Raw genomic sequence first — 25,770 nt, 5'->3', positions numbered from 1 at the left:
CGATGGGTAGATCTGCAGCAAAACGGTGCAATGGGAGGAAACCGCTGCGGCGCTTTCTCGCGACGTGAGAAAGGCGGGCCGGAATGTCCCGTGAGGGGAGGGACGGCGGCACGCGAAGTCCCGCAGGGTTGGCGGGAAATGATCGGGTACCGACGGACGGATGGCCTGCCTGCCTACCCTGTGCGGGCACCGCACTGGAGAACCCGAGGGAGAGTCGTGCGCGCGATTGTGATGCGAGAATTCGGCGGCCCGGACGTGCTGCGGCTCGAGGACGTTCCCGAGCCCGCGCCCCGCGCCGGCCACTCGCTGGTCGAGGTGTCCCTGGCCGGCATCAACTACGCGGATGTGCACGTACGCGGGGACTCCTATCTCGCGCCCGTCGAGCTGCCGTACGTCCCCGGGAACGAGGTCGTGGGGACCGTGGACGGCGGACGCCGCGTCGTCGGGCTGTGCCGCGGCGGCGGATACGCGGAGCGGACCCTGCTGCACCGCCGCGTGACCTGGGACGTCCCCGACGCCATCAGCGACGAACAGGCCGTTGCGCTGGCGCTGCAGGGCAACAGCGCCTGGCATCTGCTGTTCACCTCGCTGCGCCTCACCGAGGGCGAGACCGTCGTCGTACCGGCCGCCGCGGGAGGCGTCGGTTCGCTGGCCGTCCAGCTCGCCGCGCACGCCGGAGCCAGGGTCATCGGCCTCGCGGGCTCCCCGGAAAAGCGCAAACTGGCCGCGGAACTGGGCGCCCATGCAGTGGTCGACTCGACCGCCGAGGACCTGACCGAGCGCATCCTGGACGCGGCCGGCGGACCGGTCGCGGCGGCGCTGGAGATGACCGGCGGGGTCACCTTCGAGCGGACCCTCGCCGCCGTCGCGCCGCGTGGCCGCCTCGCCGTCTACGGGTACGCCGGCGGCGACCTGGCGAGCGTGCCCACCCGGGAGCTGATGGAGCGGAGCATCACCGTCTCCGGCTTCTGGCTGCCGCAGCTCTACGCGGACCGCACGGCCCTGCCGACCTCCATGCGGGCGCTGTTCGACGCGGTCGCCGACGGCACCCTCAAGCCGCTGACCGGCACCGCCTACCCACTCGGTGAGGCGGCCCGGGCGCACCACGATCTGGCCGCACGCACCCCGACCGGAAAACTGGCCCTCGACGTCGCCCGGTAATTCCGTCAACCCGGGGTGCCGGACGGGCCCCACGCCTGCGGGAGCGGGCCCCGGGACCGGCCGCCGGGAGGAGCGGCCGGCGGGGGCACCGGACCACAGCGCACTGCCGTACGCCTTCGGGCGCCTACCACTGCCAGGGGAGAGAGCACACGATGGGCAACAGCACCGCAGCCACGGGCGGTCCGGCCTCGGCCGCCGCGCCCGCCACCGGCACGGCGCCGCGTTCCGCGGGCCACGCCAAGAAGGCGCGCCAGGCAGCCAAGGGCACCTCGTCCCCGGGCTCCCGGGCGTCGGGATCCGGCCATGCCGAGCGGGTCTTCCTCGTCCAGACGGCCTTCGCCGAGCTGGGCGGATCCGCCCACGGCCCGGGGGAGATCGCGGAGTTCACCGGCCTGGACGACTCCGTCGTCTACCGCATCCTGCAGTCCGGCATTTACCAGCGCATCTTCGAACGGGTGGACCGCGGCCTCTACCGGCTGCGCACCTCGGCGGCCCAGCTGGCCTTCACCGCGCTCGACCACCGCCTCGACGGTGCGGCCTCGCAGACCGTGCTGAGTGAACTGCGGACGGCCACCGACGACGGGCTGGCGTTCCTCTACATGGTGGCGCCCTTCTCCGGCGCGCAACGGCAGTGCGTCGACATGGCCGTTGGCGACTCCGACCTCGCGGAGCTGGGGATGACGCCGCGCGATGTGCTGTCCGTGACGCGTTCGCTGCGCACCGGTGCCTCCGGGCGGACGATCCTCGCCTACCTGCCGGAGGTGCTGCAGCAGCGGGTGCTGGCCGAGCCCGTCCCCGACCAGGCGGGACCCGGTGTCTACCGGGACAACGAGGCGCTGGTGGAGTCCCTGGCCGAGGTGCGCGACCTCGGGCACGCCCTCGGGTACGAGGAGTGTATGGCCGGCTGGAACTCCTGCGCGGCGCCGATCATGTGGGACGGCTCCATCATGGGAGCGGTGCTGCTTCTCAAGCTCAAGTCCGTGATGCCGGTGGCCCCCGACGGCGTCATCGAGGCGACGAAGGAGGCGGCGGCCGAACTGAGCCGCCACGGAGCCGCCCGGCCGTCCGCGGACCAGGCCTGAGCCGCGGCGGCGCGCGGCATCCCGCGGCGGGCTGCCGGGCACAATGGCGGGGTGCGGCTCGAAGCGATCACCTGGGAACGGCTCACCGACGCGCTCGCCGAGCGCATCGCCACGATGCCGGCGAAGGACGGGAGCCCCTGGCTGCGGGTGGCCCTCGACGGGGCGCCCGCCGCCGCGCCGGGCGAGCTGGCCGGGCGGCTCGCCGAGGCGCTGCGGATCCGGGGGCGGGCGGTGCACAAGGCCGGCACCTTCGGCTTTCTGCGCCCCGCCTCGCTGCGGCTGGAGTACGGCCGCGAGGATCCCGATGCCTACCACGACGAGTGGTTCGACCGGCAGGCCCTGTGGCGTGAGGTGTTCCAGCCGCTGGACGTGGGCGGCAGCGGGCGGGTGCTGCCGGATCTGTGGGACCCCGCGGCGGACCGGGCGACGCGCAGCGCGTACGTGGAGCTGCCGCCCGGCGGCGTCCTGCTGTTGCACGGCCCTCTGCTGCTCGGCCATTGGTTCCCCTTCGATCTCTCCGTGCATCTGAAGCTGTCACCGGCCGCGCTCGCCCGCCGCACTCCACAGGACGCGCGCTGGACCCTGCCCGCGTTTGCGCGCTACGAGGCCGAGACCCGGCCCGAGGAGGCGGCGGACGTGGTCGTACGGGCCGACGATCCCCGCCGGCCGGCCTGGAGCGGCCTGCTCTGAGCGTCCGGTCCGGCCTGCGTCCTCGGCCCCCAAGGCCGCCCCCTCCCCGTGGAAAAACCGTCGGAAAAACCGTACGGCCGACCACTGACAATCGAGCCCCGGCCGCTGGGCGCGGACCGCTGATCACCGCGCCGGCGACGGCGGTTAGCGTGACTCCGTGACCACTTCATTCAATGCATCCGACGAGTCCGCCGCGCTGCCCGGCAGCCAGGGGCCCACCGCGACCGAGGAGGCCCGTCCGCGGTCCGTAGGCACGGTGACGATGACCTATGCGCCCGACCCCGACGGCGACCCGGACCCCGGCGAAATAGTGTGGACCTGGGTGCCCTACGAGGAGAACGACGGCCGGGGCAAGGACCGCCCCGTGCTGGTCGTCGCCCGCGAGACCGGCGGAACGCTGCTGGCCGTGCAGCTGTCCAGCAAGCGGCACCAGAACGACTGGGAGTGGGTCCCTCTCGGGGCCGGCCCGTGGGACCGGGCGGGGCGCGACTCATGGGTGGCCGTGGACCGGGTGCTGCGGGTGCACCCGGCCGGGATGCGGCGCGAGGCCTGCGCGCTGGACCGGGGCCGCTTCAACCTGGTCGTCAACCGGCTGCGCGAGCGCTACGGCTGGCGCTGACGAAGCGACTCCTGGGCGCCGGAGCTCCCGGGCGCCAAAGCCCCGGTGTGCCCAATCTCCGCGGCGCCGGACTCCGGCGTTCCGGGACTCAGGCGTCGGCCAGGGCCAGGAGCTTGGTGACGGTGTTCCAGTTACGGTTCGTCGCCGTCACCCCGAGCCGGGCGCGGCTCACCACCGCGGCGAGCTTGGAGCGGCCGATGCCGCCGGGGCACCACAGATACAGTTCGCGCCCGGTCAGCCGGTACTGATCGGGCGCGAACGCGGCCGCGTCGAGCGCATCCAGCCGGGAGGTGTCGGCCGGCGCCGCCGACAGGAACGTGACATGCAGGCTCTTGGGATCCGCCACGGCCCGGGGAAACGGATTCGCCGCGACGGCTGCGGCCAGCTCGTCGCGGGTCCGGACGACGACCGGCACCGTCAGGCCGAGTTCGGCGGCGATCCGGTCCTGGATCACCCGGGCCGTCTCCTGCGGTGGGGTGCCGGGGTCGGCGAAGACGATATTGCCGGTCTGCAGGAGCACCGAGACCTCGCGGAAGCCCAGGGATGCGGCCAGCTCCAGCTGCTTCGCCTTGGGGAAGGAGTTGTGGCCGCCGACATTGATGCCGCGGAGCAGAGCGATCTGACGGGACATGGACTGCCCTTCGTAGGAGCCGGCCTCGGCGAGGGCGGACGACGGTCACGATCAGAAGAGCGGAGCGGGCAGCACCCCTTCGAGGGCCAGCAGCAGACGCTTGGTCTCCAGACCACCGCCGAAGCCGCCGATGCCGCCGTCACTGGCGACGACGCGATGGCAGGGGACGACGACCGGAAGCGGATTGGCGCCCATCGCGGCGCCCACCGCGCGGGCGGCGCCCGGCTCCCCGACCTGGTCGGCGAGGTCCTGATAGCCGACGACGGCGCCATATGGGACCCCCGCGGCCAGGGCCTGCAGGACCCGGGCGGAGAAGCCGGCGGACAGCGACCAGTCCAGCGGGACGGTGAAGGTCTGCAGTTCGCCGGCGAAGTAGGCGGTGAGCTCGGCCGTGGCCGTCGCCAGATGCGGGACCGCGGCCGCCGGCGCCCCACCGAAGAACTGCTCCAGACGGGTCAGCTCCCTGCTGGCCGTCGGCCCGTCGGCATGGAAGACGACGCGGACCAGGCCCTCCCGGGTCGCGGCGAGCAGCAGCGGGCCGATCGGGGTCTCCAGCAGCGTCCAGGCCCAGTCGCGCCGGGCCGCCGCCCCTGCCGCAGCGCCTGCCTCCGGTGCGTCGTCCGGCCGCTCCTCCGGACGCGCAACCTGCTCGGAATTCGTCACCTGATCAGGGTAGGACGCACCACTGACAACGCGGCGGGGAACGGACCGGCTGCTGTCACCGGGCTGCTGTCACCGGGGCCCGCTCCTCGCCGGTTCCGGCTCAGTCGTCGTCGCCCCCGACCGCGTCGCGCACCACGTCGGGCTTGTTGGTGATGATGCCGTCGACGCCCAGCCCGGCGACCTTGACCGCGGTTGCCGCATCGTCGACGGTCCAGGTGTACAGGTCCAGCGGCCGGCGGTGCGGGCCCTTCAGACCGTGCACGGCGGCGACGTACTCCGGGGTGACCGCCGTGTGGACGGGGTTGATCTGATCGCAGTACCTCGCGAACTTCGGGAGGTCGGCGACCGACGGGTTGCCGAGAAAGCCCGTCTTGATGTCCGGCCGCAGGCGGTGCACGGTCTTGAGGGCATCGGCATTGAAGCTCTGGATGATCAGATGGCGCTTGACGTGCGCATTGTCCAGCCAGCCCGCGCGGCGCAGCTCGTTGAGGGTCTGCCGCTCGATACCGGGGTAGAGCTCCGGTGATTTCAGCTCCATCAGCAGACTCTGGTCGTTGTGCTCGACCTCGTCCATGTAGTCCTCGAGGGTCGGCACCCGCTCCCCGCGGAACTTCGACCCGAACCAGCTGCCCGCGTCCAGTTTCTCGATCTCACGGAGCGTGAAGTCCGCTACGTTCCACGGGGAGCGGCCGGGAAAGACCTGCTCCACGTTGGTCGTCCGGGCGAGCGAGTTGTCATGGAGGATCACCAGCTCGCCGTCCTTGGTGCGCTGGACGTCGTTCTCCACCCACTCGAAGCCGAGCCGGTCGGCCGCGTCGATCGAGGAGAGGGTGTTCTCGGGCGCGTACGTCGAGGCGCCGCGGTGAGCGATCGTCACCGGAGGGTGTCCGTCCGGTGCGGCCTGGGCGACGGTTGTGGAGAGGGCGAGCGCGGACAGACCCATGAGCGCACCGGCGGCAACGGTGGCGACGGGGCGAATACGCATACGGACTCCTCGTGACGTCGTGGACGTGAGCTGACGTGAAGTGACGTGAACCGGGTCGGACGGGCAGAGGCTCGCAGCTGTGCCGTAGCGGGAGGCGGTCGTGTGGTGGCCGGGCGCTGAACGGGGAGTGGCCGGTTTTCCGTTGCGGAGCGACACGCAGTTGCAGGATGCCCGGATGGGCCGTGCCACAGACGTACGCCCCGACGCCGTCCAACTTGCCGGAGCCTCGGCATCCGCGCATCTTGACCGATGATGCGTCACCCGTCGTGCGCCTGAACGGTTTTGGCCGGGCACCTCGTGGGGCGGTCCGCCGCGACGGCTCCGTGCGTGGGCGCGTCGCGCGCACGGGCCCGGGCACCTGACCCGGGTCCGGCCGCGCTCCCGAAGGGGAGGCGGGGCGCCTTCTCGCGTGCCCCGGGTGTCCCACGTGTCCCGCGCGTCTCCTGCGTGCGAGGGCCACGGCCACCGGCCTGGGTGTCCCGCGCTCCGGTGCGGCCCGCCGCCCGCCGGCCTTCCGGGCCACCGGCCCGCCCTCCCGCCGCTCCGCCGCTCCGTGCCGCCCGTCGCTCCCGGCCGCCCCCGCCGTCCGCCGTGCACCGCCCGACGCCCGGAAATGGCCCCGCCGCACACCCTGAAACCGCAGGTCAGAGCGCTGGTCGCGTCGATTGTCAGTGCCGAGTCGTACGGTGGGTGCCATGCGGCCCGTATCAAACATCGAACGCACGGTGGCGCCCTTCGAGGTCGTCAGCCCCTACCAGCCCAACGGCGACCAGCCCGCGGCCATCGCCGAACTCGACCGGCGTATCCGCGGGGGTGAAAAGGACGTCGTCCTGCTCGGTGCGACCGGTACCGGCAAGTCGGCGACCACCGCGTGGATGATCGAGAAGCTGCAGCGCCCGACCCTCGTCATGGCGCCCAACAAGACCCTCGCGGCCCAGCTCGCCAACGAATTCCGCGAACTGCTGCCCAACAACGCCGTCGAATACTTCGTCTCCTACTACGACTACTACCAGCCCGAGGCGTACGTCCCGCAGTCCGATACGTACATCGAGAAGGACTCCTCCATCAACGAGGAGGTCGAACGGCTGCGTCACTCCGCGACGAATTCCCTGCTCACCCGGCGTGATGTCGTCGTGGTCGCCTCGGTCTCCTGCATCTACGGCCTGGGTACGCCGCAGGAGTACGTCGACCGGATGGTGCCGCTGAAGGTCGGCGACGAATTCGACCGCGACGCTCTGCTGCGCCGCTTCGTCGACATCCAGTACACCCGCAACGACGTGGCCTTCACCCGTGGCACCTTCCGGGTGCGCGGCGACACCATCGAGATCTTCCCGGTCTACGAAGAGCTGGCCGTGCGGATCGAGATGTTCGGCGACGAGATCGAGGCGCTGTCCACCCTTCATCCGCTCACCGGCGAGGTCATCAGCGAGGACCGGGAGCTGTACGTCTTCCCGGCCAGCCATTACATCGCGGGTCCGGAGCGCATGGAGCGGGCCATCGCCGGCATCGAGGCCGAGCTGGCGGACAGCCTCGCCACGATGGAGAAGCAGGGCAAGCATCTGGAGGCCCAGCGGCTGCGGATGCGCACCACCTACGACATCGAGATGATGCGTCAGATCGGTTCCTGCTCGGGCATCGAGAACTACTCGATGCACATGGACGGTCGCGAGCCCGGCTCCGCGCCCAACACCCTCCTCGACTACTTCCCCGACGACTTCCTGCTGGTCATCGACGAGTCGCATGTCACGGTCCCGCAGATCGGTGCCATGTACGAGGGCGATGCCTCGCGGAAGCGCACCCTCGTCGAGCACGGCTTCCGGCTGCCGTCCGCCATGGACAACCGGCCGCTGAAGTGGGAGGAGTTCCTGGGGCGCATCGACCAGACCGTCTATCTGTCCGCGACCCCCGGGAAGTACGAGCTCTCCCGGGGCGACGGCTTCGTGGAGCAGATCATCCGCCCGACCGGCCTGGTCGACCCGGAAGTGGTGGTCAAGCCCACCGACGGACAGATCGACGACCTGGTGCACGAGATCCGTACGCGCACGGAGAAGGACGAGCGCATCCTGGTCACCACCCTCACGAAGAAGATGGCCGAGGACCTCACCGACTACTTCCTCGAGCTCGGTATCCAGGTCCGCTATCTGCACAGCGACGTGGACACCCTGCGCCGGGTGGAGCTGCTGCGTGAGCTGCGATCGGGGGAGTACGACGTCCTGGTGGGCATCAACCTGCTGCGGGAGGGCCTTGACCTGCCCGAGGTCTCCCTGGTGGCCATTCTGGACGCCGACAAGGAGGGCTTCCTGCGGTCCGGTTCGGCGCTCATCCAGACCATCGGACGTGCGGCGCGCAATGTCTCCGGCCAGGTGCACATGTACGCCGACAAGGTCACCCCGGCGATGGAGAAGGCCATCGACGAGACCAACCGCCGCCGGGAGAAGCAGCTGGCGTACAACAAGGAGAACGGCATCGACCCGCAGCCGCTCCGCAAGAAGATCGGCGACATCGTCGCCACCCTCGCCCGCGAGGAGATCGACACCCAGGAGCTGCTGGGCACGGGGTACCGCAAGGGCGGCGAGGCCAAGGAGACCCAGGGCAAGGCACCGGTCCCGGCGCTCGGCGGAAAGGCCGCGAAGGGCAAGGGCGGCAAGGCAGGTGCGGACCTGACGGACCGTCCCGCCGCCGAACTGGCCGCGCTCATCGAGGAGATGACGGAGCGGATGCGGGCCGCCGCGGCGGAGCTGCAGTTCGAGGTTGCCGCCAGGCTGCGCGACGAGGTGGGCGAGCTGAAGAAGGAGCTGCGGCAAATGAGGGAGGCCGGAGTGAAGTAAGCGGGCGAAGTAAACGGGGTGAAGCAGGGGGCGGCGCGAACGGAGCGGCACGAGCTGCATCGGCAGGAGCTGAGGGGGAGCACCGGGGTGGTGCGCGGCTCCTGCCGGGCGGTTTCCGGCCGTCCCGGTGCGCCATCGCCGCACGTGAACGGGGGTCGGCCGGCGGCGCCCGGTGTGTTGCAGAAGCGCCACAAAACGCGGGTCCGGCGCGCCCCCGGACCGCCGTCGTGCGTAGGGTCGGAGGGGCCGCCGGACAGCTGGGCGGGGACAGTACAGAGAGGGGACGGCGCGTGTCGGTCAATTTGTCCAAGGGGCAGGGCATCAGCCTGCAGAAGTCCGACGGCGGAAGCCTGAGCGCGGTGCGGATGGGGCTGGGGTGGCGCTCGGCGCCGCGCCGCGGCCTGTTCGGCAGGCGGACCAGCGAGATCGACCTCGACGCCTCGGCGGTGCTCTTCGCCGGCCAGAAGCCGATAGACGTCGTCTTCTTCCAGCACCTGGTCAGCGACGACGGTGCGGTCCGGCACACCGGCGACAACCTGGTCGGCGGCGCGGGCCAGGGCGGCGACGACGAGGCGATCCTGGTCGACCTGGCGCGGGTGCCGGTGCACATCGACCAGATCGTGTTCACCGTCAACTCCTTCACCGGCCAGACGTTCGCCGAGGTGCAGGACGCCTTCTGCCGCCTGGTCGACGAGACCACGGGCCAGGAGCTGGCCCGGTACACGCTCACGGGCGGCGGCGACTACACCGCACAGGTCATGTCCAAGGTGCACCGCGTCGGCAACGGCTGGCAGATGACCGCCATCGGTGAGCCCTCCGTCGGCCGCACCTTCCAGGACCTCGTGCCGGCGATCCTGCCGCACCTGTAGCCACCACCGTCCGGCCACCACCGTCGCGGCGGCGCGTACCGGGCCGCGCCGTCCACCCCCTGGGCCCGCGCCCGGGGCGGGGCCCGGGCACGCCACAACCACCAGGGGGAACAACGATGACGGCCGAGCTGGTCCGGGGGCAGAACCATCCACTGGACCGGACGCGGGTGGAGATCCGGGTGACGGCGGGCGCTCCCGTCATGGCCGGGGTCGCCCTCGGCGACGAGCAGGGCAGGCTCGCCGGCGCCGAGGCGGTGGCCCACCCGGGCGCGCCGCGGCGCACCGGCATCGAGGTTCCCCGTCAGGCGGCCGCCGAGCACCGCATCGCGGTGGACCTCGACGCGCTGCCCGCCGCCGTCCACCGGGTGAGCGTGCTGCTGGCACTGACCGGCGCGACCGGCGCCCTGGCCACCTTCGGGCCGGCCGCCGCACCCGCCGTCACGGTCACCGGCCTCGACGGCACCGGGCTCGCCCGCTACACCGTCACCGGCCTGGGCGCCGAGTCCGCCGTGGTCGCCGTGGAGCTCTACCGCCGGCAGGGCGGCTGGAAGGTACGCGCCGTGGGCCAGGGGTACGCCGGCGGCCTCACGGCGCTGCTGGACGACCAGGGCCTGCCACAGGCGGCGGAGCTGGCCGCGGAGATCGAGGAGGCGGTCAGCCGGGGACGGGCCCGTGCGGTCCCGGCACCCGCCCCCGTGGCGGCGAGCCGGTCCGAACGCCCCGGGTCCGGCCCGGCCGCCGCGGACCGGCCGTCCCCCGCACACCCTCCCGCATCCGACGGCCCGGCACCGCCCGGAACCGGTCCCGGAGCCTCCCACGGGAACGCCCCCGGAACCACCGGCGCAGTGCCCGCCCCCGTGGGCGGCGGCCCCGTCGACTACCGCCATCCGAAGCGCCGCGGCACGCCCGCACCAGCCGGTCCCGCACCAGCCGGTCCCGCACCAGCCGGTCCCGCACCGACCGCCCCCGCACCGGCCACCCCCGCCCCCGGCGGTCCGGCGCCGGCCGCCCCCGCTTCCTCTCCGGACGGCGGCCCCGCCACCGTCCCGCCCGACGGCCCCCCGCTGCCCGTGGCCGGTGACGCCGCCGGCTGGAGCATGGAGGAGCGGCTCTACAACCAGGTCTGGGGGATGTTCGAGGACCTGGCCCGCTCGGTCGCGGCCTACCGCAGCGCCTCCGGCTTCGCCGAGTCGCGCCTGGAGCAGGAGCTCGACCAGGCCCTGTCCGACCCGCGCAACCGCCTCGGCGCGGCCGGCGACGACGCCCGTGCCGCCGCCCGCGACAAGCACGCCGCCCTCGTCACCCAGGCCCGCGCCGCCCTCGACCGTGACCTCGCACAGCTCGCGGCCGAGTCGGCGGTCGTCGAGCCCGCGCTGCCGCCCGCCTTCGCCCGCTGGGACAACCCCGTCTGGCAGGGCTACCAGGCCCCGTCCACGCGTCCGATGGCGCTGCGCCTGGGCGATCTGCACCTCCCCGAAGTGCTCGACCTGCGCATTCCCATGCTCGTACGCCTCCCCCTGGAGCGCGGGCTGTGGATCGACAGCGGGCCCGATACCTACGCCGCGGGCACCGGCACCGGCCCCGGGCGCGACATCCCCCGGAGGGAACTGGGCAGCGCGCTCACGGACGGGCCGCCCGACGAGGCCGAACTGCGCCGGCTGGCCATGGAGACGGCCGTGGCGATCGCCGCCCGGCTGCTCGCCATCCACCCCGCCGGTGACTTCGCGGTCCAGGTCATCGACCCGGGCGGTACCGCCGCGCCCGCACTCGCGCCGCTGGTGGAGAGCGGTGTGCTGCCCGCCGCCCCGGTGCCCGGCGCCCAGGGCGTGACCGCGGTGCTGGAGGCGCTGACGCGACGGGTGGACCTCGTCCAGATGGCCGTGCGCCACCGCGCAGCGGATTCCCTCCCGCCGGACCTCGACACCGCCGACCAGCTGCTGATCGTGCACGACTTCCCGCACGGCTTCGACGACCGCGCCCTCACCCGGCTGCGCTACCTGGCCGACGAGGGGCCGGCCGTCGGCGTGCATCTGATGATGGTCGCCGACCGCGCCCAGGCCCGGGACCACGGTCCGGTCCTCGACCCGCTGTGGCGCTCGCTGCTGCGGATCACACCGGTGACCGACGCTCATCTCGCCGACCCCTGGGTCGGTCATGCCTGGACGTACGAGCCACCGCTCGCCCCGAAGGGAAGTCAGGTGGTGCGGCAGGTGCTGAGCCGGGTAGCGGCCGCTCGTCGACCATCCTGACCAGGGCTTTTGCCTTTTTCTTTACTATCCATTGCCCTTCCTTTACGCTTCTTGGTGCGGAGGGGAGTATTCCCGCTACGACGTACCCGTCATCACGGACCGCGAGTGTGACGCGATCCCGGGGCGTCGGCCCCGTTCCCCCATCCGGCGGAGCGGGGCGGAAGAGACCTCCGGCAGCGACGACGCTGTAAGTGCCGTACGACTCTGCCGGAGGAGCAGTGGACGTTTCCCTGAACCTGTGGGTGCTGACCATCCTTGGTCTGTGCGCCCTGATAGCCGCCGATTTCTTCATCGGAGGACGCAAACCGCACGAGGTCTCCCTCAAGGAGGCCGGAATCTGGACCGGTGTCTGGATCGCGCTCGCCGGGCTCTTCGGCCTCGGGCTGCTGCTGTTCGGCGGTGCCGCGCCGGCCGGTGAGTTCTTCGCCGGCTTCATCACCGAGAAGTCCCTGAGCGTCGACAACCTCTTCGTCTTCGTACTGATCATGGGGAAGTTCGCGGTCCCGGCGATCTACCAGCAGCGGGTGCTGATGGTGGGTGTGCTGATCGCGCTGGTGCTGCGGGCCGGCTTCATCGGTGCGGGCGCCGCGATCATCGCCAACTTCTCCTGGGTCTTCTACATTTTCGGCGCGTTCCTCATCTGGACCGCATGGAAGCTGATCAAGGAGGCCCGCGCCGAGGAGGTGGACGAGGAGTTCGAGGAGAACCGCTTCCTCAAGATGGTCGAGAAGCGCTTCCCGTCGACCGACACGTACCACGGCACCAAGCTGTTCATCGTCGAGAACGGCAAGCGGCTGATGACGCCGATGCTGATCGTCATGCTGGCGATCGGTACCACCGATGTCCTCTTCGCGCTGGACTCCATCCCGGCGATCTTCGGCCTCACCCAGGACCCGTACATCGTCTTCACCGCCAACGCCTTCGCCCTGATGGGTCTGCGGCAGCTGTACTTCCTGATCGGCGGGCTGCTCAAGAAGCTGGTCCACCTCTCGTACGGCCTGTCGGTCATCCTCGGGTTCATCGGCGTGAAGCTGGTGCTGCACGCCCTGCACGAGTCCGGGGTGCCCGTTCCGGAGATCGGCATTCCGGTGTCGCTGGGCGTCATCTGTGCCGTCCTGATCGTCACGACGATCACCAGCCTGCGCGCCTCGAAGAGGCAGGCCGAGGCCGATGCGGCGGCCAAGGAGCGCATCGACGTCTGACGCCGGTCCGCACGGCGCACGCGCGCCCGGTTCCCGCTCCTCACCGGAGCGCGAACCGGGCGCCGTTGTCCGTAGGGGTCCTGAGGGGTTACCCGCGGGACCCCGCGTGGTGCCGTTCCCTGCGTTACCAGCCGCGCTTGCGCCACTCGGCGAGGTGCGGCCGCTCCGCGCCGAGCGTGGTGTCGGAGCCGTGGCCCGGATAGACCCAGGTCTCGTCGGGAAGTGCGCCGAAGAGCTTGCGCTCCACATCGTCGATCAGGCGGGTGAAGTTCTCCGCGCTGCCGAAGGTGTTGCCGACGCCGCCGGGGAACAGGCAGTCCCCGGTGAACAGATGCGGGGCGCCGTGCGGGTCGTCGTAGACCAGCGCGATGCTGCCCGGTGTGTGCCCGGCCAGATGGCGCGCGGTCAGCTCGACCCGGCCGACGGTGAGGGTGTCGCCGTCCTCGACCGGCACATCCGTGGGGACGGGGATGCCCTCGGCGTCGTACCGCCCCGCGTAGGTCCGCGCCCCCGTCGCATCGACGACCTCGCGCAGCGCGCCCCAGTGGTCGCCGTGCCGGTGCGTGGTGACCACGGACCCGATACCGCTGTCGCCGATCAGCGCGAGAAGGGTGTGCGGTTCGGCGGCCGCGTCGATCAGCAACTGCTCATCGGTCGCCCGGCACCGCAGCACATAGGCGTTGTTGTCCATCGGACCGACCGCGACCTTCGAGATCATCAGGTCGGTCAGCTCGTGCACGTCGGCCGGTCCGCCGACCTTCACTGCTCCGCTGTAGCCCATGGGACCACTCTAGAGCGGCGGCACCTCGGGCAGGACGGAGCCGTGAGCGTCGAGTGCGCCGTCCCCGCCGCGTCCGGTGAGCCAGCCCACCAGCGCGACCGCGGAGCCGGTCACCACCACGGGCCGGTCCCCGGCGCCCGTACCGGTGGCGAGGCGGCCGGTGCGCCACCTGCGGCCGTCGTCGGAGCGCAGTTCCAGCGGGGGCAGATCCGGGTGGCCGGCGAACTTGACCGTGGCCAGGAAGGCGAGTTGGCGCTCGACGAAGTCGGGGGAGAGCTGGTCGAGGGTGTGGCCCACGCCGAGGTCGACATGGTGCAGTTCGAGCTCGGCCAGCCGGCGCAGCGGCAGCCGGTCGGCCCGTTCGACGACGTTGTTGCGCATCTCGACCTGGTAGGCCCGGCGGTCCCGCGGCAGGGCGTCCATCGCCTTGTCGAACCGCGCCGCGGACTCCCTCAGATCCTCCAGATGCGCCGCCAGCGGGCGGTCGGCGCCCCGCTCGATATCGGCGGCACGGGCCTCGGGACCGGCGTACATCGGCGTGGGTACATCCGTCCGCGCCCAGGTGAGGAGGTTGCCCAGCGCGTCCGCGTTGCGGGCCAGATGGGAGAGGACATGGCCGCGGGTCCAGCCCGGCAGCAGCGACGGCTCGCCGATCGCCGCGTCGTCGAGTTTGCTCACCGAGACCAGGAGCCGGTCGGTGGCCTCACGGACTGCTGCCACATCGTGCGGGAAGTCGGGCGAGGTGAGGGTCATGGTCCGACGCTAGCGCCGTCGGGGCGGCTTCGGGAGTGGGCCGGTGCCGATCGAGGGGTACGCGGGCGGAGCGGGCGGCGCGCGTCGGCCGGAAGGGTCCGCCGGTCTGCGCCGCCCACCAGGTGGGTTGATCACGAGCGTGGCCGACAGCCGTGATCGATACGGCCAGGGCCTGATGTCAAAGTCCCCGGGCCCGGAGGACAGGCCGCCGCTTCGGCGGGCGTTCCGAACCAGAGCCGGAGCGCGGCGTCCAGCCCGTCCGGACCGCCGGGGGCGTCCACCGCCCAGGCGGTGGCACCGTCGGGCCGCACCAGCAGGCCGGCCAGACCGGGCCGCCCCGGGCAGCTCGCCGTGAGCACCCGTATCCGGTCGCCGTATCCGGCGGCGTGCTTGCGCACCTCGGCGTCCCCGGTCAGATCGAGCAACAGCCCCTGTCCGCCGTGCAGATGGTCCGCGAGCCGGGTGCCGTCACCGAGCTCCAGGTCGGGCGCGCTGCGGCCGGTGAGCGGATGGTCGCCGGGCAGGTCGTAGCGCTGCCACACGCCGGAGATCTTCTTGGCGAAGAAGGTGGTGGCGTCGGCCGTCCCGGTCAGTTCGGCGATCACCCCGCGCAGCGCCATGGCGTGCGACTCCGGCCGCATCAGTGCCACTTGGGCCCGGGACCACTCCAGTACCCAGGCACCCAGCGGGTGCCGCTCGGCCGTGTAGCTGTCGAGCAGTCCCTCCGGGGCCCGGCCGTGCACCGTGGCGGCCAGCTTCCAGCCGAGGTTCATGGCGTCGCCGATGCCGAGATTGAGCCCTTGGCCGCCGAACGGCGAGTGGACGTGCGCCGCGTCGCCGGCGAGCAGCACCCGCCCCGACCGGTAATCGGGCACCTGGCGCGCGTTATCGGTGAACCGGGTCGCCGAGTGCACCGCGTGGATCGTGACGTCCGCGACCCCGGACACCTTCCGCAGGGAGGCCTGCAACTCCTCGGCGGTGACGGGGGCTTCCCGGTCCGCGGGCGGTCCGTCGAACTCCACGGTGAGGATCCGGCCGGGCACCGGCCCGTGGACGTACGTCCCCGTCGGGGTGAAGTTCCAGCCGGCGCCCAGGGCGTCGGCGCCGGTCATCTCGACGAGGGCCTGATGGCCGGTGATCTCCGGGGCCGTGCCGGGGAAGGGGAAGCCGGCGAGCCGGCGGACGGTACTGCGGCCGCCGTCGCAGCCGGCCAGCCAGCCGGTGCGCAGCGACCCGTCCGAGGTGTGGACGTGCACACCGTCCTCGCCGGCGTCGAAACCGGTCAGGGTCACCCCGCGGCGCAGGTCGACCCCCAGTTCGGCGGCGCGGGCGCCGAGCAGCCGCTCCAGCGCCTCCTGGGGGACGAGGCCGACCTCGGCGGCGGGCCCGGGGCCGTCGAAGTCCGGGTCGGACTCGTCCAGCAGGTCACCGCGCAGCATGATGCCCGCGAAGTGCCCGGCGAACTTCGGCGGCTGGGTTATCCCGGTGGCGCCGGCGGCCTGGCGCTGCCGCATGAACGAGCTGACCCTGTCGTACGCGTCGCGCTGGGCAGCCGCCAGGCCGGGCAGCATCCCGCGTCGGTAAAGGGCTTCTGCCGTGGGGGAGTTGACCGCCCCCGCCTTGATGGTCGTATCCACGTCGGTCAGCCGCTCCAGGACGATGACCGACACGTCTGCCAGGGCAAGTTCGCAGGCGAGCATCAGCCCCACCGGGCCGCCCCCTGCCACTACTACGTCTGCGTCATGGCTCATGCGAGTAAGTGTAGTTACTATAAATTTGTTGTGACTAAAAGCGGGGCTAAACTTTCGGCCATGAAGGATGACGTGACGGACGAGGAGCGGCGCGACGGTGGCGAGGCGGGGTCTCGCGGCCGGTGGGAGGAGACCGGTTTCACCGAGGATGACGGGCGGCTGACGCTGCGCGAGCGCAAGAAGCTGCGCACCCGGCAGCGGATCTCCGGCGAGGCCACGCTGTTGTTCATCCGGCGGGGCTTCGACAATGTGACCGTCGCCGAGGTGGCCCGCGCGGCCGAGGTGTCCACGATGACGGTCTTCAATTACTTCCCGCGCAAGGAGGACCTGTTCCTCGACCGGGTCCCCGAGGCCCGTCAGCTGATCACCCGCGCCGTCCGTGAGCGCGGTGCGGACGAGTCACCGCTCGCCGCGCTGCGCCGGCTCGCTCTCGGGCTGCTGGCGGAGCGGCATCCGCTGGCCGCCGTGGGGGAGGGGTTCGAGCACTTCTGGCGGACGCTGCTGGACTCGCCGGCGCTGCGCGCGCGGGGCCGGGAAGCGCTCGAGGAGATGGAGAACACGCTGGCCATGCTGCTGGCCGAGGTGGCGGGCGGCGAAGCGGAGCGCCCCGGCCCGGACGCCCGGCTGGCCGCGGCGCTGATCGTCGCGGGGATCCGGGCGGCGGGTGCCGAAGCGCTGGCCCGGCAGCTCGGGGGTGACCCGGTGGAGGAGGTGGCCGTTGAACAGGCGGAGGTGCTGCGGCGCACATTCGATGCGCTGGAGCGTGCGCTGCCCGGTGTCGCCTGAGGGGAGTCCTTGCGGTCCTGCGGGGCGCAGGAGGTGTACGGGGCGTGGGCGGCGTACGGCGAGTACGGGGTGCGCGGCGGGGCGGGAAGATTGTGGGGCCGCCACACGTTCGGGTGAAGAGGGCTTGCGCACCCCCTAAATCGAATGCGCGTGCTATAGGCTCGTGTGTGGCATCCCAAAGACAGTGCCGCGGCGGGCCCCATACCCTGGGGCGGGGGCTCCGCTCCGCTCCGTTGCCTCTGCTCACCCACCGCGCGGCGGACGCAGAGCCGCGGCCCCCGCCCCCCTCCAAGAAAGGTGCCGACCGGCGTGGCCGACCGTCTCATCGTCCGTGGCGCTCGCGAGCACAACCTCAAGAACGTCTCGCTCGACCTCCCCCGCGACTCCCTCATCGTCTTCACGGGGCTCTCCGGGTCGGGCAAGTCCTCGCTCGCCTTCGACACGATCTTCGCCGAGGGGCAGCGGCGCTATGTCGAGTCGCTCTCCTCCTACGCCCGGCAGTTCCTCGGGCAGATGGACAAGCCCGATGTGGATTTCATCGAGGGCCTGTCCCCCGCGGTGTCGATCGACCAGAAGTCGACGTCGCGCAACCCCCGCTCGACGGTCGGCACGATCACCGAGGTCTACGACTACCTCCGTCTGCTCTTCGCCCGTATCGGCAAGCCGCACTGCCCCGAGTGCGGGCGGCCGATCGCCCGGCAGTCGCCGCAGGCCATCGTCGACAAGGTGCTCGAACTCCCCGAGGGCAGCCGCTTCCAGGTGCTCTCGCCGCTGGTGCGCGAGCGCAAGGGCGAGTTCGTCGATCTCTTCTCCGACCTCCAGACGAAGGGCTACAGCCGGGCCCGGGTCGACGGGGAGACGATCCAGCTCTCCGAGCCGCCGAAGCTGAAGAAGCAGGAGAAGCACACCATCGAGGTGGTCGTCGACCGCCTCACGGTCAAGGAGTCCGCCAAGCGGCGGCTGACCGACTCCGTCGAGACCGCCCTCGGGCTCTCCGGCGGCATGGTCATCCTCGACTTCGTCGATCTGGACGCGGACGACCCGCAGCGCGAGCGGATGTATTCGGAGCATCTGTACTGCGCCTACGACGATCTCTCCTTCGAGGAGCTGGAGCCCCGCTCCTTCTCCTTCAACTCGCCCTTCGGCGCCTGCCCGGAATGCACCGGCATCGGGACGCGCATGGAGGTCGACCCCGATCTGATCGTCCCCGACGAGGACCGTTCCCTCGACGAGGGTGCCATCCACCCCTGGTCGCACGGTCACACCAAGGAGTACTTCGGCCGTCTGGTCGGCGCGCTGGCGGACGCCCTCGGATTCCGTACGGACATCCCCTGGGCCGGGCTGCCGGCCCGCGCCAAGAAGGCGCTGCTGAACGGCCACAAGACCCAGATCGAGGTGCGCTACCGCAACCGGTACGGCCGCCAGCGCGCCTACACCACGCCCTTCGAGGGTGCCCTCCCGTTCGTCAAGCGGCGGCACTCCGAGGCGGAGAGCGACAGCAGCCGGGAGCGCTTCGAGGGCTATATGCGCGAGGTGCCCTGCCCGACCTGTGAGGGCACCCGGCTGAAGCCGATCGTGCTCGCCGTCACGGTCCAGGAGAGGTCGATCGCCGAGGTCGCGGCCATGTCGATCAGCGACTGCGCCGACTTCCTGCGGGAGATGAAGCTCACCGCCCGCGAGAAGAAGATCGCCGAGCGGGTCCTCAAGGAGGTCAACGAGCGGCTGAAGTTCCTGGTCGACGTCGGCCTGGACTACCTCTCGCTGAACCGCGCGGCCGGCACCCTCTCCGGCGGCGAGGCCCAGCGCATCCGCCTCGCCACCCAGATCGGTTCCGGTCTGGTGGGCGTGCTCTACGTCCTCGACGAGCCGTCGATCGGTCTGCACCAGCGCGACAACCACCGGCTGATCGAGACCCTGGTGCGGCTGCGCGACATGGGCAACACCCTGATCGTCGTCGAGCACGACGAGGACACCATCAAGGTCGCGGACTGGGTGGTGGACATCGGCCCCGGCGCGGGCGAGCACGGCGGCAAGGTCGTGCACAGCGGCCCGATGAAGGAGCTGCTGGCCACCAAGGAGTCGATCACCGGTCAGTACCTCTCCGGCAAGAAGGCCATCGCGACCCCGGACATCCGGCGGCCCGCCGACCCGTCGCGGCAGCTGACGGTCCACGGCGCGAAGGAGAACAACCTCCGCGACATCGACGTCTCCTTCCCGCTCGGAGTGTTCACCGCCGTCACCGGGGTCTCCGGATCCGGTAAGTCGACGCTGGTCAACGACATCCTCTACACCCACCTGGCGCGCGAGCTGAACGGCGCCAAGTCGGTGCCGGGTCGGCACACCCGGGTGGCAGGCGACGACCTGGTGGACAAGGTCGTGCATGTCGACCAGTCGCCGATCGGCCGTACCCCGCGGTCCAACCCGGCCACCTACACCGGCGTCTTCGATCATGTCCGCAAGCTCTTCGCGGAGACCATGGAGGCCAAGGTCCGCGGCTATCTGCCGGGGCGCTTCTCCTTCAACGTCAAGGGCGGCCGCTGCGAGAACTGCTCCGGCGACGGCACGATCAAGATCGAGATGAACTTCCTGCCGGATGTGTATGTGCCGTGCGAGGTCTGCCACGGTGCGCGCTACAACCGGGAGACGCTGGAGGTCCACTACAAGGGCAAGTCCATCGCCGAGGTGCTGGACATGCCCATCGAGGAGGCGTTGAGCTTCTTCGAGGCGGTGCCGACCATTTCCCGGCATCTCAAGACGCTCAACGAGGTCGGCCTCGGGTACGTCCGGCTCGGCCAGTCCGCGCCGACGCTCTCCGGTGGTGAGGCGCAGCGCGTCAAGCTGGCCAGCGAGCTCCAGAAGCGCTCGACGGGCAGCACGGTCTACGTCCTCGACGAGCCGACCACCGGTCTGCACTTCGACGACATCAGCAAGCTGATCAATGTGCTGTCCGGCCTGGTGGACAAGGGCAACACGGTGATCGTCATCGAGCACAACCTCGATGTGATCAAGACGGCGGACTGGGTCGTCGACATGGGCCCCGAAGGCGGCAACGGCGGCGGTCTGGTCGTCGCCGAGGGCACCCCGGAGGGCGTCGCCTCGATCCCGGCCAGCCACACCGGAAAGTTCCTGCGGGAGATCCTGGGCGACCGCGTCAGCGATGCCGCGCCGGCGAGGGCCACTGCGAAGAAGCCGGCGGCCAAGAAGGCCGTGGCGAAGAAGACGGCCGCCAAGAAGACCGCGGCCGCGGCCAAGAAGACGACGGCGCGGGCCCGCAAGGCCACCTGACGCCGCCGGACGGTTCCTGCCGGGCCGTCACCGCTCTCCGTACGAGGAGCGGTGACGGCCCGCTTCGGCGTGGAGGAAGCGGGGGGAGCGGGGGAAGCGGGGGAGCGGGGAAGCGGGGGGAGCGGAGCAAGAAGCTCCGCAGGGCCGCCGCACCCCCAGGCGCCGCCGCTCCTCTCCGGGCCGTGCCCTCGCCGTGCCGCCGCCTCCCGCCCTCCGCCGCGGCCCCGCCCCGCTGCCAGACCGCCTACGCCTCCTACGCCTCCTACGCCTCCTACGCCGCCAACTCCGTGGCGAACGGCGGTTCCGCTCCCGCGCGGGAGCAGGTGACGGCGGCCGCGCGGGCGGCGAAGCGCAGGATGTCGCGCCAGTCGTCGTCACCGAGGGCGGCGACGGCGGCGTACGAGAGGGCGTCATGGGCGTCCAGGCGATGCAGGAGCGCGGCGTTGACCGTGTCGCCGGCCCCGATGGTGTCGACGACGGTGACCCGCTCGCCGGGGACCGTGAGCTCACCGCCGCCGCGCGTCAGCACCGTCAGGCCGTCGCCCCCACGGGTCAGGACGATCGCCGCGGGTCCCGCCGCCAGCCACTCCCGCGCCGCCGCGGTGACCGCCTCCCACGCGCCGCCCGGCGCCGCGCCGTCCCCGGCCCTGCCCCCGTCCTCGGCGCCGGCCCCGGCCAGCCACAGCGCGTCCTCCTCCGACAGCTTCAGCAGGGCGAGGTCGGGGAGCCAGGAGCGGAAGCGGGCCCGGTAGGCGTCCGGGTTCGGGATCAGACCGGACCGGATGTTGGGGTCGAGCGCCGTGAAGACACCGCGCCGGGCCTCGCGGCGCAGCAGGGACTCGTACGCACTCGCTCCCGGCTCCAGGACGAGCGAGCAGGTGCCCAGGGAGAGCGCGCGGACCCCGGCGGGCAGCGCGGGCGGCAGGGTGAAGAGCCGGTCGGCGGTGCCGTCCGCATAGAAGCCGTAGCCCGCCGACCCGTCCGGGCTGATGTCCGCCACGGCGAGGGTGGTCGGCTCGCTGCCGCGCTGCACCAGGGAGGTGTCGACACCGCTGCCGGCCAGCCCCTGGAGCAGCGCCTCGCCGAAGCTGTCGGTCGAGATCCGGGAGCAGAACGCGGCCGGCGAGCCCAGCCGTCCCAGTGCGACCGCGGTGTTGTACGGGCCTCCGCCACGCCGTGGCAGCAGCGCCGGCAACCGGTCGTCCGAGGTGGGGCTCCCTCCCGTGCCCTCCAGGGAGGGGGGAGCGGCCTGGGGGCTGGGGACGAGGTCGATCAGCGCCTCGCCGGCGACGACGATCACGGGATGGGGTTCCTTTCCTGGGCGGCCGGGGGCGTGGCCGGGGCGGTTTCGGCGCAGCCGCACGACGTACGGTGCACAAAGGTGCAGGGGAGGCGGACGGTGCGCGGGGGCCGGTCCGGCTCCGCCAGGCGCTCCAGCAGCAGCCGGACCGCCGCCGCCCCGATGCCCTTGCTGGGCTGAGCGATCGCGGTCAGCCGCGGCGTGAACAGATCGGCCCACGAGAAGTCGTCGAAGCAGGCCAGCGCGATATTGCCGGGCACGTCCAGACCGAGCTCGCGCAGGGCCCGGAGGGTGCCGATGGTCATCGCGTTGTTGGCGGTGATGATCGCGGTGGGCGGCTCGGGGGCTGCCAGCAGATGATGGGTGGCGCGCTGGGCGCCCGCCGCCTCGGAGTTGCCGCCGGCGAGGAGTTCGGGTGCGAACGGCAGGCCGTGGGCGCGCAACCCCTCGCGGTAGCCCTGGACCCGCTCGGTGGTCGTGCTCAGGCCGGGCAGGCCGGCGACCAGACCGATCCGGGTGTGCCCCGACTCGGCCAGGTGCCCGACCAGTTGACGCACCGGGCCGGTGTTCTCGGCGCACACCTGGTCGTGGTCGTCGCCGACCAGCCGGTCCAGGAACACGGTGGGCACCGCACGGCGGGCCAGATACTCCACCATCTCGGCGGGCTCCGCGGACGGTGCCACGATCATGCCGTCCACGCGCCGTTCGTGGAGCAGCTGGACGACCTTGCGTTCGTGCCGCGGGTCGTCGTGCGGATCGGTGATCAGCAGGCTGTAGCCGGCCTCCAGGGCGCCGGCCTCGACACCCTGGAGGATTTCGGTGAAGTACGGGTTGCTGATCGCGGAGACCGCCAGGCCGATCGAGCGGGTGCGGGAGGTGACCAGGGAGCGGGCCAGGGTGTTGGGGGTGTAGCCGAGCTCGTCGATGGCGCCGAGCACCGCGGCCCGGGTGTCGGGCCGCACCGGACGGGTGTCGTTCAGCACATGCGAGACCGTGGCGACGGAGACCCCCGCACGCCGTGCCACATCCGTCATCGTCGTCATCCGGCTCTTCCTCCCCGGGCGTGCGGCACCCGTCGGCACCCCGTCGGCACCGCGGCCTCCCACGGCCCCGTCCGCGAGTCCACCACATTACGAGCACTCCACCGAAAACGTAAACGCTTGCGTAAGCGTTTACGTCCAAGCTACCTTCCCGGCATCGCAATCCCGCACGACGTCGTGAGGAGGCGCCGATGCGCGCTCTCGTGGTCACCGCACCGGGCAAGGGGGGCAGCGCCGCTGTCACCGAGCTGCCCGACCCCCGCCCGGAGCCCGATGAGGTGGTCGTGCGCGTCACGTCCTGCGGGCTGTGCGGCACCGATATGCACCTCCTCGGCGGTGAGCTGCCCGCCGCGGTCTATCCGCTGGTGCCCGGGCACGAGCTGACCGGCGAGATCGTGGCGGTGGGTGCGGCGGTGACCGGCCGGGCGGTCGGGGACCGGGTCGCCGTCGACCCCAACATGCCGTGCGGCGCCTGCCACTACTGCCGGATCGGCCGCGGCAACCTCTGCGAGGACTACACCGCGATCGGCGTCACCCGGGCCGGCGGCTTCGCCGAGCTGGTCGCCGTGCCCGCACGCTGCTGCTACCTCCTGCCCGGCGGCCTCTCGGACGCCGCGGCCGGACTCGTCGAGCCGCTGTCCTGTGCGGTGCACGGCCTGAACCGGCTGCCGCGCCGGCCCGGCGAGCACTATCTGATCTACGGCGCCGGCACCATGGGCCTGCTGATGGCCGCCCTCGTACGGACCGCGGGCGCCGCCTCGGTGTCCGTCGTGGACCTCAACGAAGAGCGGCTGGCGTTCGCCGAGTCCTTCGGCGCCGACGCGGCCGTGACCAGCGCGGACCTGCTCGGCCGGGCGCCCGGCTTCGAGGTCGTGGTCGATGCGACCGGCGCCGTCCCGGCCATCGAGGACGGGCTGGGCCGGGTGCGCCGCGGCGGTACCTTCCTGCAGTTCGGCGTCGCCGATCCGGCGCGCGCGGCCTCCTTCTCGCCGTACCGCGTCTACCACCACGAGATCGACATCATCGGTTCGATGGCGGTGCACCACAGCTTCCAGCCCGCCATCGATGTCCTCGCCGCCGGCCTCGGCGGCGTCCCCGTCGACTCGCTGGTCAGCGACGTCTACGGTCTGGACGGGTTCGACGAGGCGGTGGCCCGGTTCCGGGCGGGCACCGGCCGCAAGATCCACATCGCCCCGCAGAAGGGCTGAACGCCGTGCCCGCACGCATCAAGAACGCGCTGATCTGGGTCTTCGGGGCCCTCGGCGGCATCCTGTGGGGATACGACACCGGGGTCATCTCCGGCGCCATGCTCTTCCTCAAGAACGACATCGCCCTCACCCCGCTCCTGGAGGGCCTGGTCGTCTCGGGCCTCCTGGTGGGCGCCATGCTCGGCGCGGGCCTCTCGGGGCGGCTGAGCGACTCCTGGGGGCGCCGCCGGCTGATCCTCGCGGCCTCCGGGGTCTTCATCCTCGGCACGCTGGGCGCCTCCTGCGCCTTCGACGCCGCCTCGCTGATCGCGTTCCGGTTCGTGATCGGGATCGGCGTCGGCATCGCCTCCGTCGTGGTCCCGCTCTACCTCACCGAACTCGCGCCCAAGCACCTGCGCGGCGGGCTGACGTCCCTGATGCAGCTGCTGGTCACGGTCGGGATCTTCGTCGCGTATGTCACCGACTACCTGCTGGCCGACGCCGAGGCCTGGCGCTGGATGATCGGTCTCGGCGTGATCCCGGCCGCGATTCTGGCCCTGGGCATCGTCACCCAGCCGGAGAGCCCGCGCTGGCTGGTGGGCAAGGGCCGCACCGACGAGGCACGTACGGTGCTGACCCGGCTGCGCGGCGACGCCGGCACGGCGGGGGAGGAGCTGGCGGAGATCGAGCGGGCCGAGCGCACCGAGCAGGCGCAGAGCGAGCCGCTGACGCTGCGGCGGCTGCTGTCACCACGGCTGCGTCCGGTGTTCGTGGTGGGGATGCTGCTGGTCCTCTTCCAGAACTTCGTCGGCATCAACACGATCATCTACTATGCGCCGACCCTGCTCACCGACATCGGCTTCGGCTCCGGCGGCGCGATCCTCGCCAACGTCGGCATCGGTCTGCTCAACATGCTGATGACGCTTCCGGCGATGCGGCTCATCGACCGCAAGGGGCGCAAGCCGCTGCTGCGGTGGGGCGCGCTGGGCATGTGTGCGGCGATGGTGCTGCTGGCTGTCACCAATCTCTCCGGACTCGGCTACGGAGCGCTGCTGTCCGTGCTCACCCTCGGCGGGATCGCGCTCTACATCGCGTCCTTCGCGATCTCCTGGGGGCCGGTGCAGTGGGTGATGCTGCCCGAGCTGTTCCCGATGCGGATCAGGGCGTCCGCGGTCGGCCTGTGTGTGCTCTTCAACTGGCTGTTCAACATGATCGTGGCGCTGGTGTTCCCCTCGCTGCTGCACGCCTGGGGCGCCGGGATCAATTTCCTGTTCTTCGCCGGGACGACCCTGCTGGCGTTCCTCTTCGTACAGCGGCTGCTGCCGGAGACCAAGGGCCGCAGCCTGGAGGAGATCGAGCAGGACCTGCTGCGGGGACGCCCGGCCCGGCCGGAAGCGGACGGGTCTGTGCCGGTATCGTCGGGAGCCGCCCACCCCTGACGCCATGATCTCTGGAGCAGCCATGAGCCAGCCCCCCGCCCGACGGACCGTGCTGCGGGGGGCCGCGCTCGCCGGCGCCGCGGGCTTCGGCCTGGCGGCCTGCTCGCCGGGGGACTCGGGTGCGAACGCCCCGGCGGAGCCCGCCAAGCCGGTCGATCTCGGGGCCGCCGCCGAGGTGCCGGTCGGCGGCGCCAAGCTCTACCGCGAGGACCGGCTCGTCGTCTCGCAGCCCGCCAAGGGCACCTACAAGTGCTTCAGTGCCAAGTGCACCCACGCCGGCTGCATCCTGGCCGAGGTCGAGAAGAAGGAGGGCAGCTGCCCCTGCCACGGCAGCCGCTTCGACGTCACCACCGGCAAGGTCATTCAGGGGCCGGCGTCCGAGCCGCTGCCCGAGGTCCCGGTCAAGGCCGAGGGCGGCAAGCTGATCGCGGGCTGACACACCGGCCCGCGGGTCGCTGCGGCCGCCGCG

At 71.7% G+C, this 25,770-nt stretch carries 21 protein-coding genes; 13 read left to right on the top strand and 8 right to left on the bottom strand.

Features of this window, described 5'->3' with window-relative positions; translation table 11 throughout:
- The first annotated feature begins 216 nt into the window (after positions 1-216).
- The 4 genes from ABR737_RS12855 to ABR737_RS12840 all read left to right on the top strand — a co-directional run bounded on the left by ABR737_RS12855 (position 217) and on the right by ABR737_RS12840 (position 3,552).
- Positions 217-1,161 (top strand): quinone oxidoreductase family protein, encoded by a 945-nt coding sequence (locus ABR737_RS12855; protein WP_350250315.1) that lies wholly within the window; start codon positions 217-219, stop codon positions 1,159-1,161.
- Positions 1,162-1,313: 152 nt separating this feature from the next.
- Positions 1,314-2,243 carry an IclR family transcriptional regulator domain-containing protein gene (locus tag ABR737_RS12850; protein ID WP_350250314.1) on the top strand — a complete coding sequence of 310 codons (930 nt, stop codon included), beginning with the start codon at positions 1,314-1,316 and terminating at the stop codon, positions 2,241-2,243.
- A gap of 51 nt (positions 2,244-2,294) precedes the next feature.
- Positions 2,295-2,933 carry a nucleoside/nucleotide kinase family protein gene (locus ABR737_RS12845; protein WP_350250313.1) on the top strand — a complete coding sequence of 213 codons (639 nt, stop codon included), beginning with the start codon at positions 2,295-2,297 and terminating at the stop codon, positions 2,931-2,933.
- 157 nt (positions 2,934-3,090) lie between these two features.
- Positions 3,091-3,552, top strand: a complete 462-nt coding sequence (locus tag ABR737_RS12840; protein WP_350250312.1) for a type II toxin-antitoxin system PemK/MazF family toxin — start codon at positions 3,091-3,093, stop codon at positions 3,550-3,552.
- 88 nt (positions 3,553-3,640) lie between these two features.
- Here the strand turns inward: ABR737_RS12840 and ABR737_RS12835 are convergent, their stop codons facing one another.
- From ABR737_RS12835 to ABR737_RS12825, 3 genes are all read right to left on the bottom strand, one after another.
- A complete protein-coding gene (locus ABR737_RS12835) occupies positions 3,641-4,183 on the bottom strand; it encodes a DUF1697 domain-containing protein (RefSeq protein ID WP_350250310.1) in 543 nt (180 codons plus the stop codon).
- 51 nt (positions 4,184-4,234) lie between these two features.
- A complete protein-coding gene (locus tag ABR737_RS12830; RefSeq protein ID WP_502964310.1) occupies positions 4,235-4,846 on the bottom strand; it encodes a methylated-DNA--[protein]-cysteine S-methyltransferase in 612 nt (203 codons plus the stop codon).
- A gap of 100 nt (positions 4,847-4,946) precedes the next feature.
- On the bottom strand, positions 4,947-5,831 hold the full coding sequence (locus ABR737_RS12825) for a glycerophosphodiester phosphodiesterase (protein WP_350250309.1): 885 nt from the start codon (positions 5,829-5,831) through the stop codon (positions 4,947-4,949).
- Positions 5,832-6,526: 695 nt separating this feature from the next.
- Between ABR737_RS12825 and uvrB the strand changes: the two genes are divergently transcribed.
- The 4 genes from uvrB (at position 6,527) to ABR737_RS12805 (ending at position 12,979) form a co-directional block, all read left to right on the top strand.
- The gene (gene uvrB / locus ABR737_RS12820; RefSeq protein WP_350250308.1) at positions 6,527-8,659 is read left to right on the top strand and encodes an excinuclease ABC subunit UvrB; all 2,133 of its coding nucleotides are present in this window, start codon (positions 6,527-6,529) and stop codon (positions 8,657-8,659) included.
- Positions 8,660-8,949: 290 nt separating this feature from the next.
- Positions 8,950-9,528, top strand: coding sequence for a TerD family protein (locus tag ABR737_RS12815; RefSeq protein WP_350250307.1), 579 nt, complete (start codon positions 8,950-8,952; stop codon positions 9,526-9,528).
- Positions 9,529-9,644: 116 nt separating this feature from the next.
- The gene (locus ABR737_RS12810; RefSeq protein ID WP_350250306.1) at positions 9,645-11,777 is read left to right on the top strand and encodes a TerD family protein; all 2,133 of its coding nucleotides are present in this window, start codon (positions 9,645-9,647) and stop codon (positions 11,775-11,777) included.
- Positions 11,778-11,995: 218 nt separating this feature from the next.
- Positions 11,996-12,979, top strand: coding sequence for a TerC family protein (locus tag ABR737_RS12805; RefSeq protein WP_350250305.1), 984 nt, complete (start codon positions 11,996-11,998; stop codon positions 12,977-12,979).
- A gap of 124 nt (positions 12,980-13,103) precedes the next feature.
- Here ABR737_RS12805 and ABR737_RS12800 read toward each other — a convergent pair whose 3' ends face one another.
- From ABR737_RS12800 to ABR737_RS12790, 3 genes are all read right to left on the bottom strand, one after another.
- Complete coding sequence (locus ABR737_RS12800; RefSeq protein ID WP_350250304.1) at positions 13,104-13,760, bottom strand: MBL fold metallo-hydrolase; 657 nt, start codon at positions 13,758-13,760, stop codon at positions 13,104-13,106.
- Between the two features lie 9 nt (positions 13,761-13,769).
- Positions 13,770-14,513 carry a maleylpyruvate isomerase family mycothiol-dependent enzyme gene (locus ABR737_RS12795; protein ID WP_350250303.1) on the bottom strand — a complete coding sequence of 248 codons (744 nt, stop codon included), beginning with the start codon at positions 14,511-14,513 and terminating at the stop codon, positions 13,770-13,772.
- A gap of 131 nt (positions 14,514-14,644) precedes the next feature.
- Complete coding sequence (locus tag ABR737_RS12790; RefSeq protein WP_350250302.1) at positions 14,645-16,264, bottom strand: FAD-dependent monooxygenase; 1,620 nt, start codon at positions 16,262-16,264, stop codon at positions 14,645-14,647.
- 60 nt (positions 16,265-16,324) lie between these two features.
- Between ABR737_RS12790 and ABR737_RS12785 the strand changes: the two genes are divergently transcribed.
- Both ABR737_RS12785 and uvrA read left to right on the top strand, forming a co-directional pair.
- Positions 16,325-17,050, top strand: coding sequence for a TetR/AcrR family transcriptional regulator (locus tag ABR737_RS12785; protein ID WP_350250301.1), 726 nt, complete (start codon positions 16,325-16,327; stop codon positions 17,048-17,050).
- A 309-nt stretch (positions 17,051-17,359) separates the two neighbouring features.
- The gene (gene uvrA, locus ABR737_RS12780; RefSeq protein WP_350250300.1) at positions 17,360-20,335 is read left to right on the top strand and encodes an excinuclease ABC subunit UvrA; all 2,976 of its coding nucleotides are present in this window, start codon (positions 17,360-17,362) and stop codon (positions 20,333-20,335) included.
- 271 nt (positions 20,336-20,606) lie between these two features.
- Here uvrA and ABR737_RS12775 read toward each other — a convergent pair whose 3' ends face one another.
- Both ABR737_RS12775 and ABR737_RS12770 read right to left on the bottom strand, forming a co-directional pair.
- A complete protein-coding gene (locus ABR737_RS12775) occupies positions 20,607-21,635 on the bottom strand; it encodes a carbohydrate kinase family protein (RefSeq protein ID WP_350250299.1) in 1,029 nt (342 codons plus the stop codon).
- The gene (locus tag ABR737_RS12770; protein ID WP_350250298.1) at positions 21,632-22,678 is read right to left on the bottom strand and encodes a LacI family DNA-binding transcriptional regulator; all 1,047 of its coding nucleotides are present in this window, start codon (positions 22,676-22,678) and stop codon (positions 21,632-21,634) included. Before ABR737_RS12770 ends, ABR737_RS12775 begins: the two co-directional genes overlap by 4 nt.
- 188 nt (positions 22,679-22,866) lie before the next feature.
- Here ABR737_RS12770 and ABR737_RS12765 point away from each other — a divergent pair, with 188 nt between their 5' ends.
- Genes ABR737_RS12765 through ABR737_RS12755 form a run of 3 tightly spaced genes read left to right on the top strand, consistent with a single transcriptional unit; the run spans position 22,867 to position 25,737 of the window.
- Positions 22,867-23,883 (top strand): zinc-dependent alcohol dehydrogenase family protein, encoded by a 1,017-nt coding sequence (locus ABR737_RS12765; protein WP_350250297.1) that lies wholly within the window; start codon positions 22,867-22,869, stop codon positions 23,881-23,883.
- A 5-nt stretch (positions 23,884-23,888) separates the two neighbouring features.
- Positions 23,889-25,301 carry a sugar porter family MFS transporter gene (locus ABR737_RS12760; protein WP_350250296.1) on the top strand — a complete coding sequence of 471 codons (1,413 nt, stop codon included), beginning with the start codon at positions 23,889-23,891 and terminating at the stop codon, positions 25,299-25,301.
- 22 nt (positions 25,302-25,323) lie between these two features.
- Entirely contained in the window at positions 25,324-25,737 is a 414-nt protein-coding gene (locus ABR737_RS12755) for a Rieske (2Fe-2S) protein (RefSeq protein WP_350250295.1), read from the top strand.
- Positions 25,738-25,770: the final 33 nt, after the last annotated feature.

Origin of the sequence: Streptomyces sp. Edi2 (genome assembly GCF_040253635.1) — a bacterium.
In the GTDB taxonomy this organism is placed as follows: domain Bacteria; phylum Actinomycetota; class Actinomycetes; order Streptomycetales; family Streptomycetaceae; genus Streptomyces.
The sequence above is the reverse complement of the archived record's forward strand: the minus strand, read 5'-3'. Positions and strand labels throughout refer to the sequence as shown.

Excerpts from the sequence above, each read along its gene's own strand:
- ABR737_RS12755 (WP_350250295.1), top strand. The coding sequence starts at position 25,324 with ATGAGCCAGCCCCCCGCCCGACGGACCGTGCTGCGGGGGGCCGCGCTC.
- ABR737_RS12795 (WP_350250303.1), bottom strand. The coding sequence starts at position 14,513 with ATGACCCTCACCTCGCCCGACTTCCCGCACGATGTGGCAGCAGTCCGT.
- ABR737_RS12835 (WP_350250310.1), bottom strand. The coding sequence starts at position 4,183 with ATGTCCCGTCAGATCGCTCTGCTCCGCGGCATCAATGTCGGCGGCCAC.
- ABR737_RS12850 (WP_350250314.1), top strand. The coding sequence starts at position 1,314 with ATGGGCAACAGCACCGCAGCCACGGGCGGTCCGGCCTCGGCCGCCGCG.
- ABR737_RS12765 (WP_350250297.1), top strand. The coding sequence starts at position 22,867 with ATGCGCGCTCTCGTGGTCACCGCACCGGGCAAGGGGGGCAGCGCCGCT.
- uvrB (WP_350250308.1), top strand. The coding sequence starts at position 6,527 with ATGCGGCCCGTATCAAACATCGAACGCACGGTGGCGCCCTTCGAGGTC.
- ABR737_RS12810 (WP_350250306.1), top strand. The coding sequence starts at position 9,645 with ATGACGGCCGAGCTGGTCCGGGGGCAGAACCATCCACTGGACCGGACG.
- ABR737_RS12800 (WP_350250304.1), bottom strand. The coding sequence starts at position 13,760 with ATGGGCTACAGCGGAGCAGTGAAGGTCGGCGGACCGGCCGACGTGCAC.
- ABR737_RS12785 (WP_350250301.1), top strand. The coding sequence starts at position 16,325 with ATGAAGGATGACGTGACGGACGAGGAGCGGCGCGACGGTGGCGAGGCG.
- ABR737_RS12770 (WP_350250298.1), bottom strand. The coding sequence starts at position 22,678 with ATGACGACGATGACGGATGTGGCACGGCGTGCGGGGGTCTCCGTCGCC.
- ABR737_RS12825 (WP_350250309.1), bottom strand. The coding sequence starts at position 5,831 with ATGCGTATTCGCCCCGTCGCCACCGTTGCCGCCGGTGCGCTCATGGGT.
- ABR737_RS12790 (WP_350250302.1), bottom strand. The coding sequence starts at position 16,264 with ATGAGCCATGACGCAGACGTAGTAGTGGCAGGGGGCGGCCCGGTGGGG.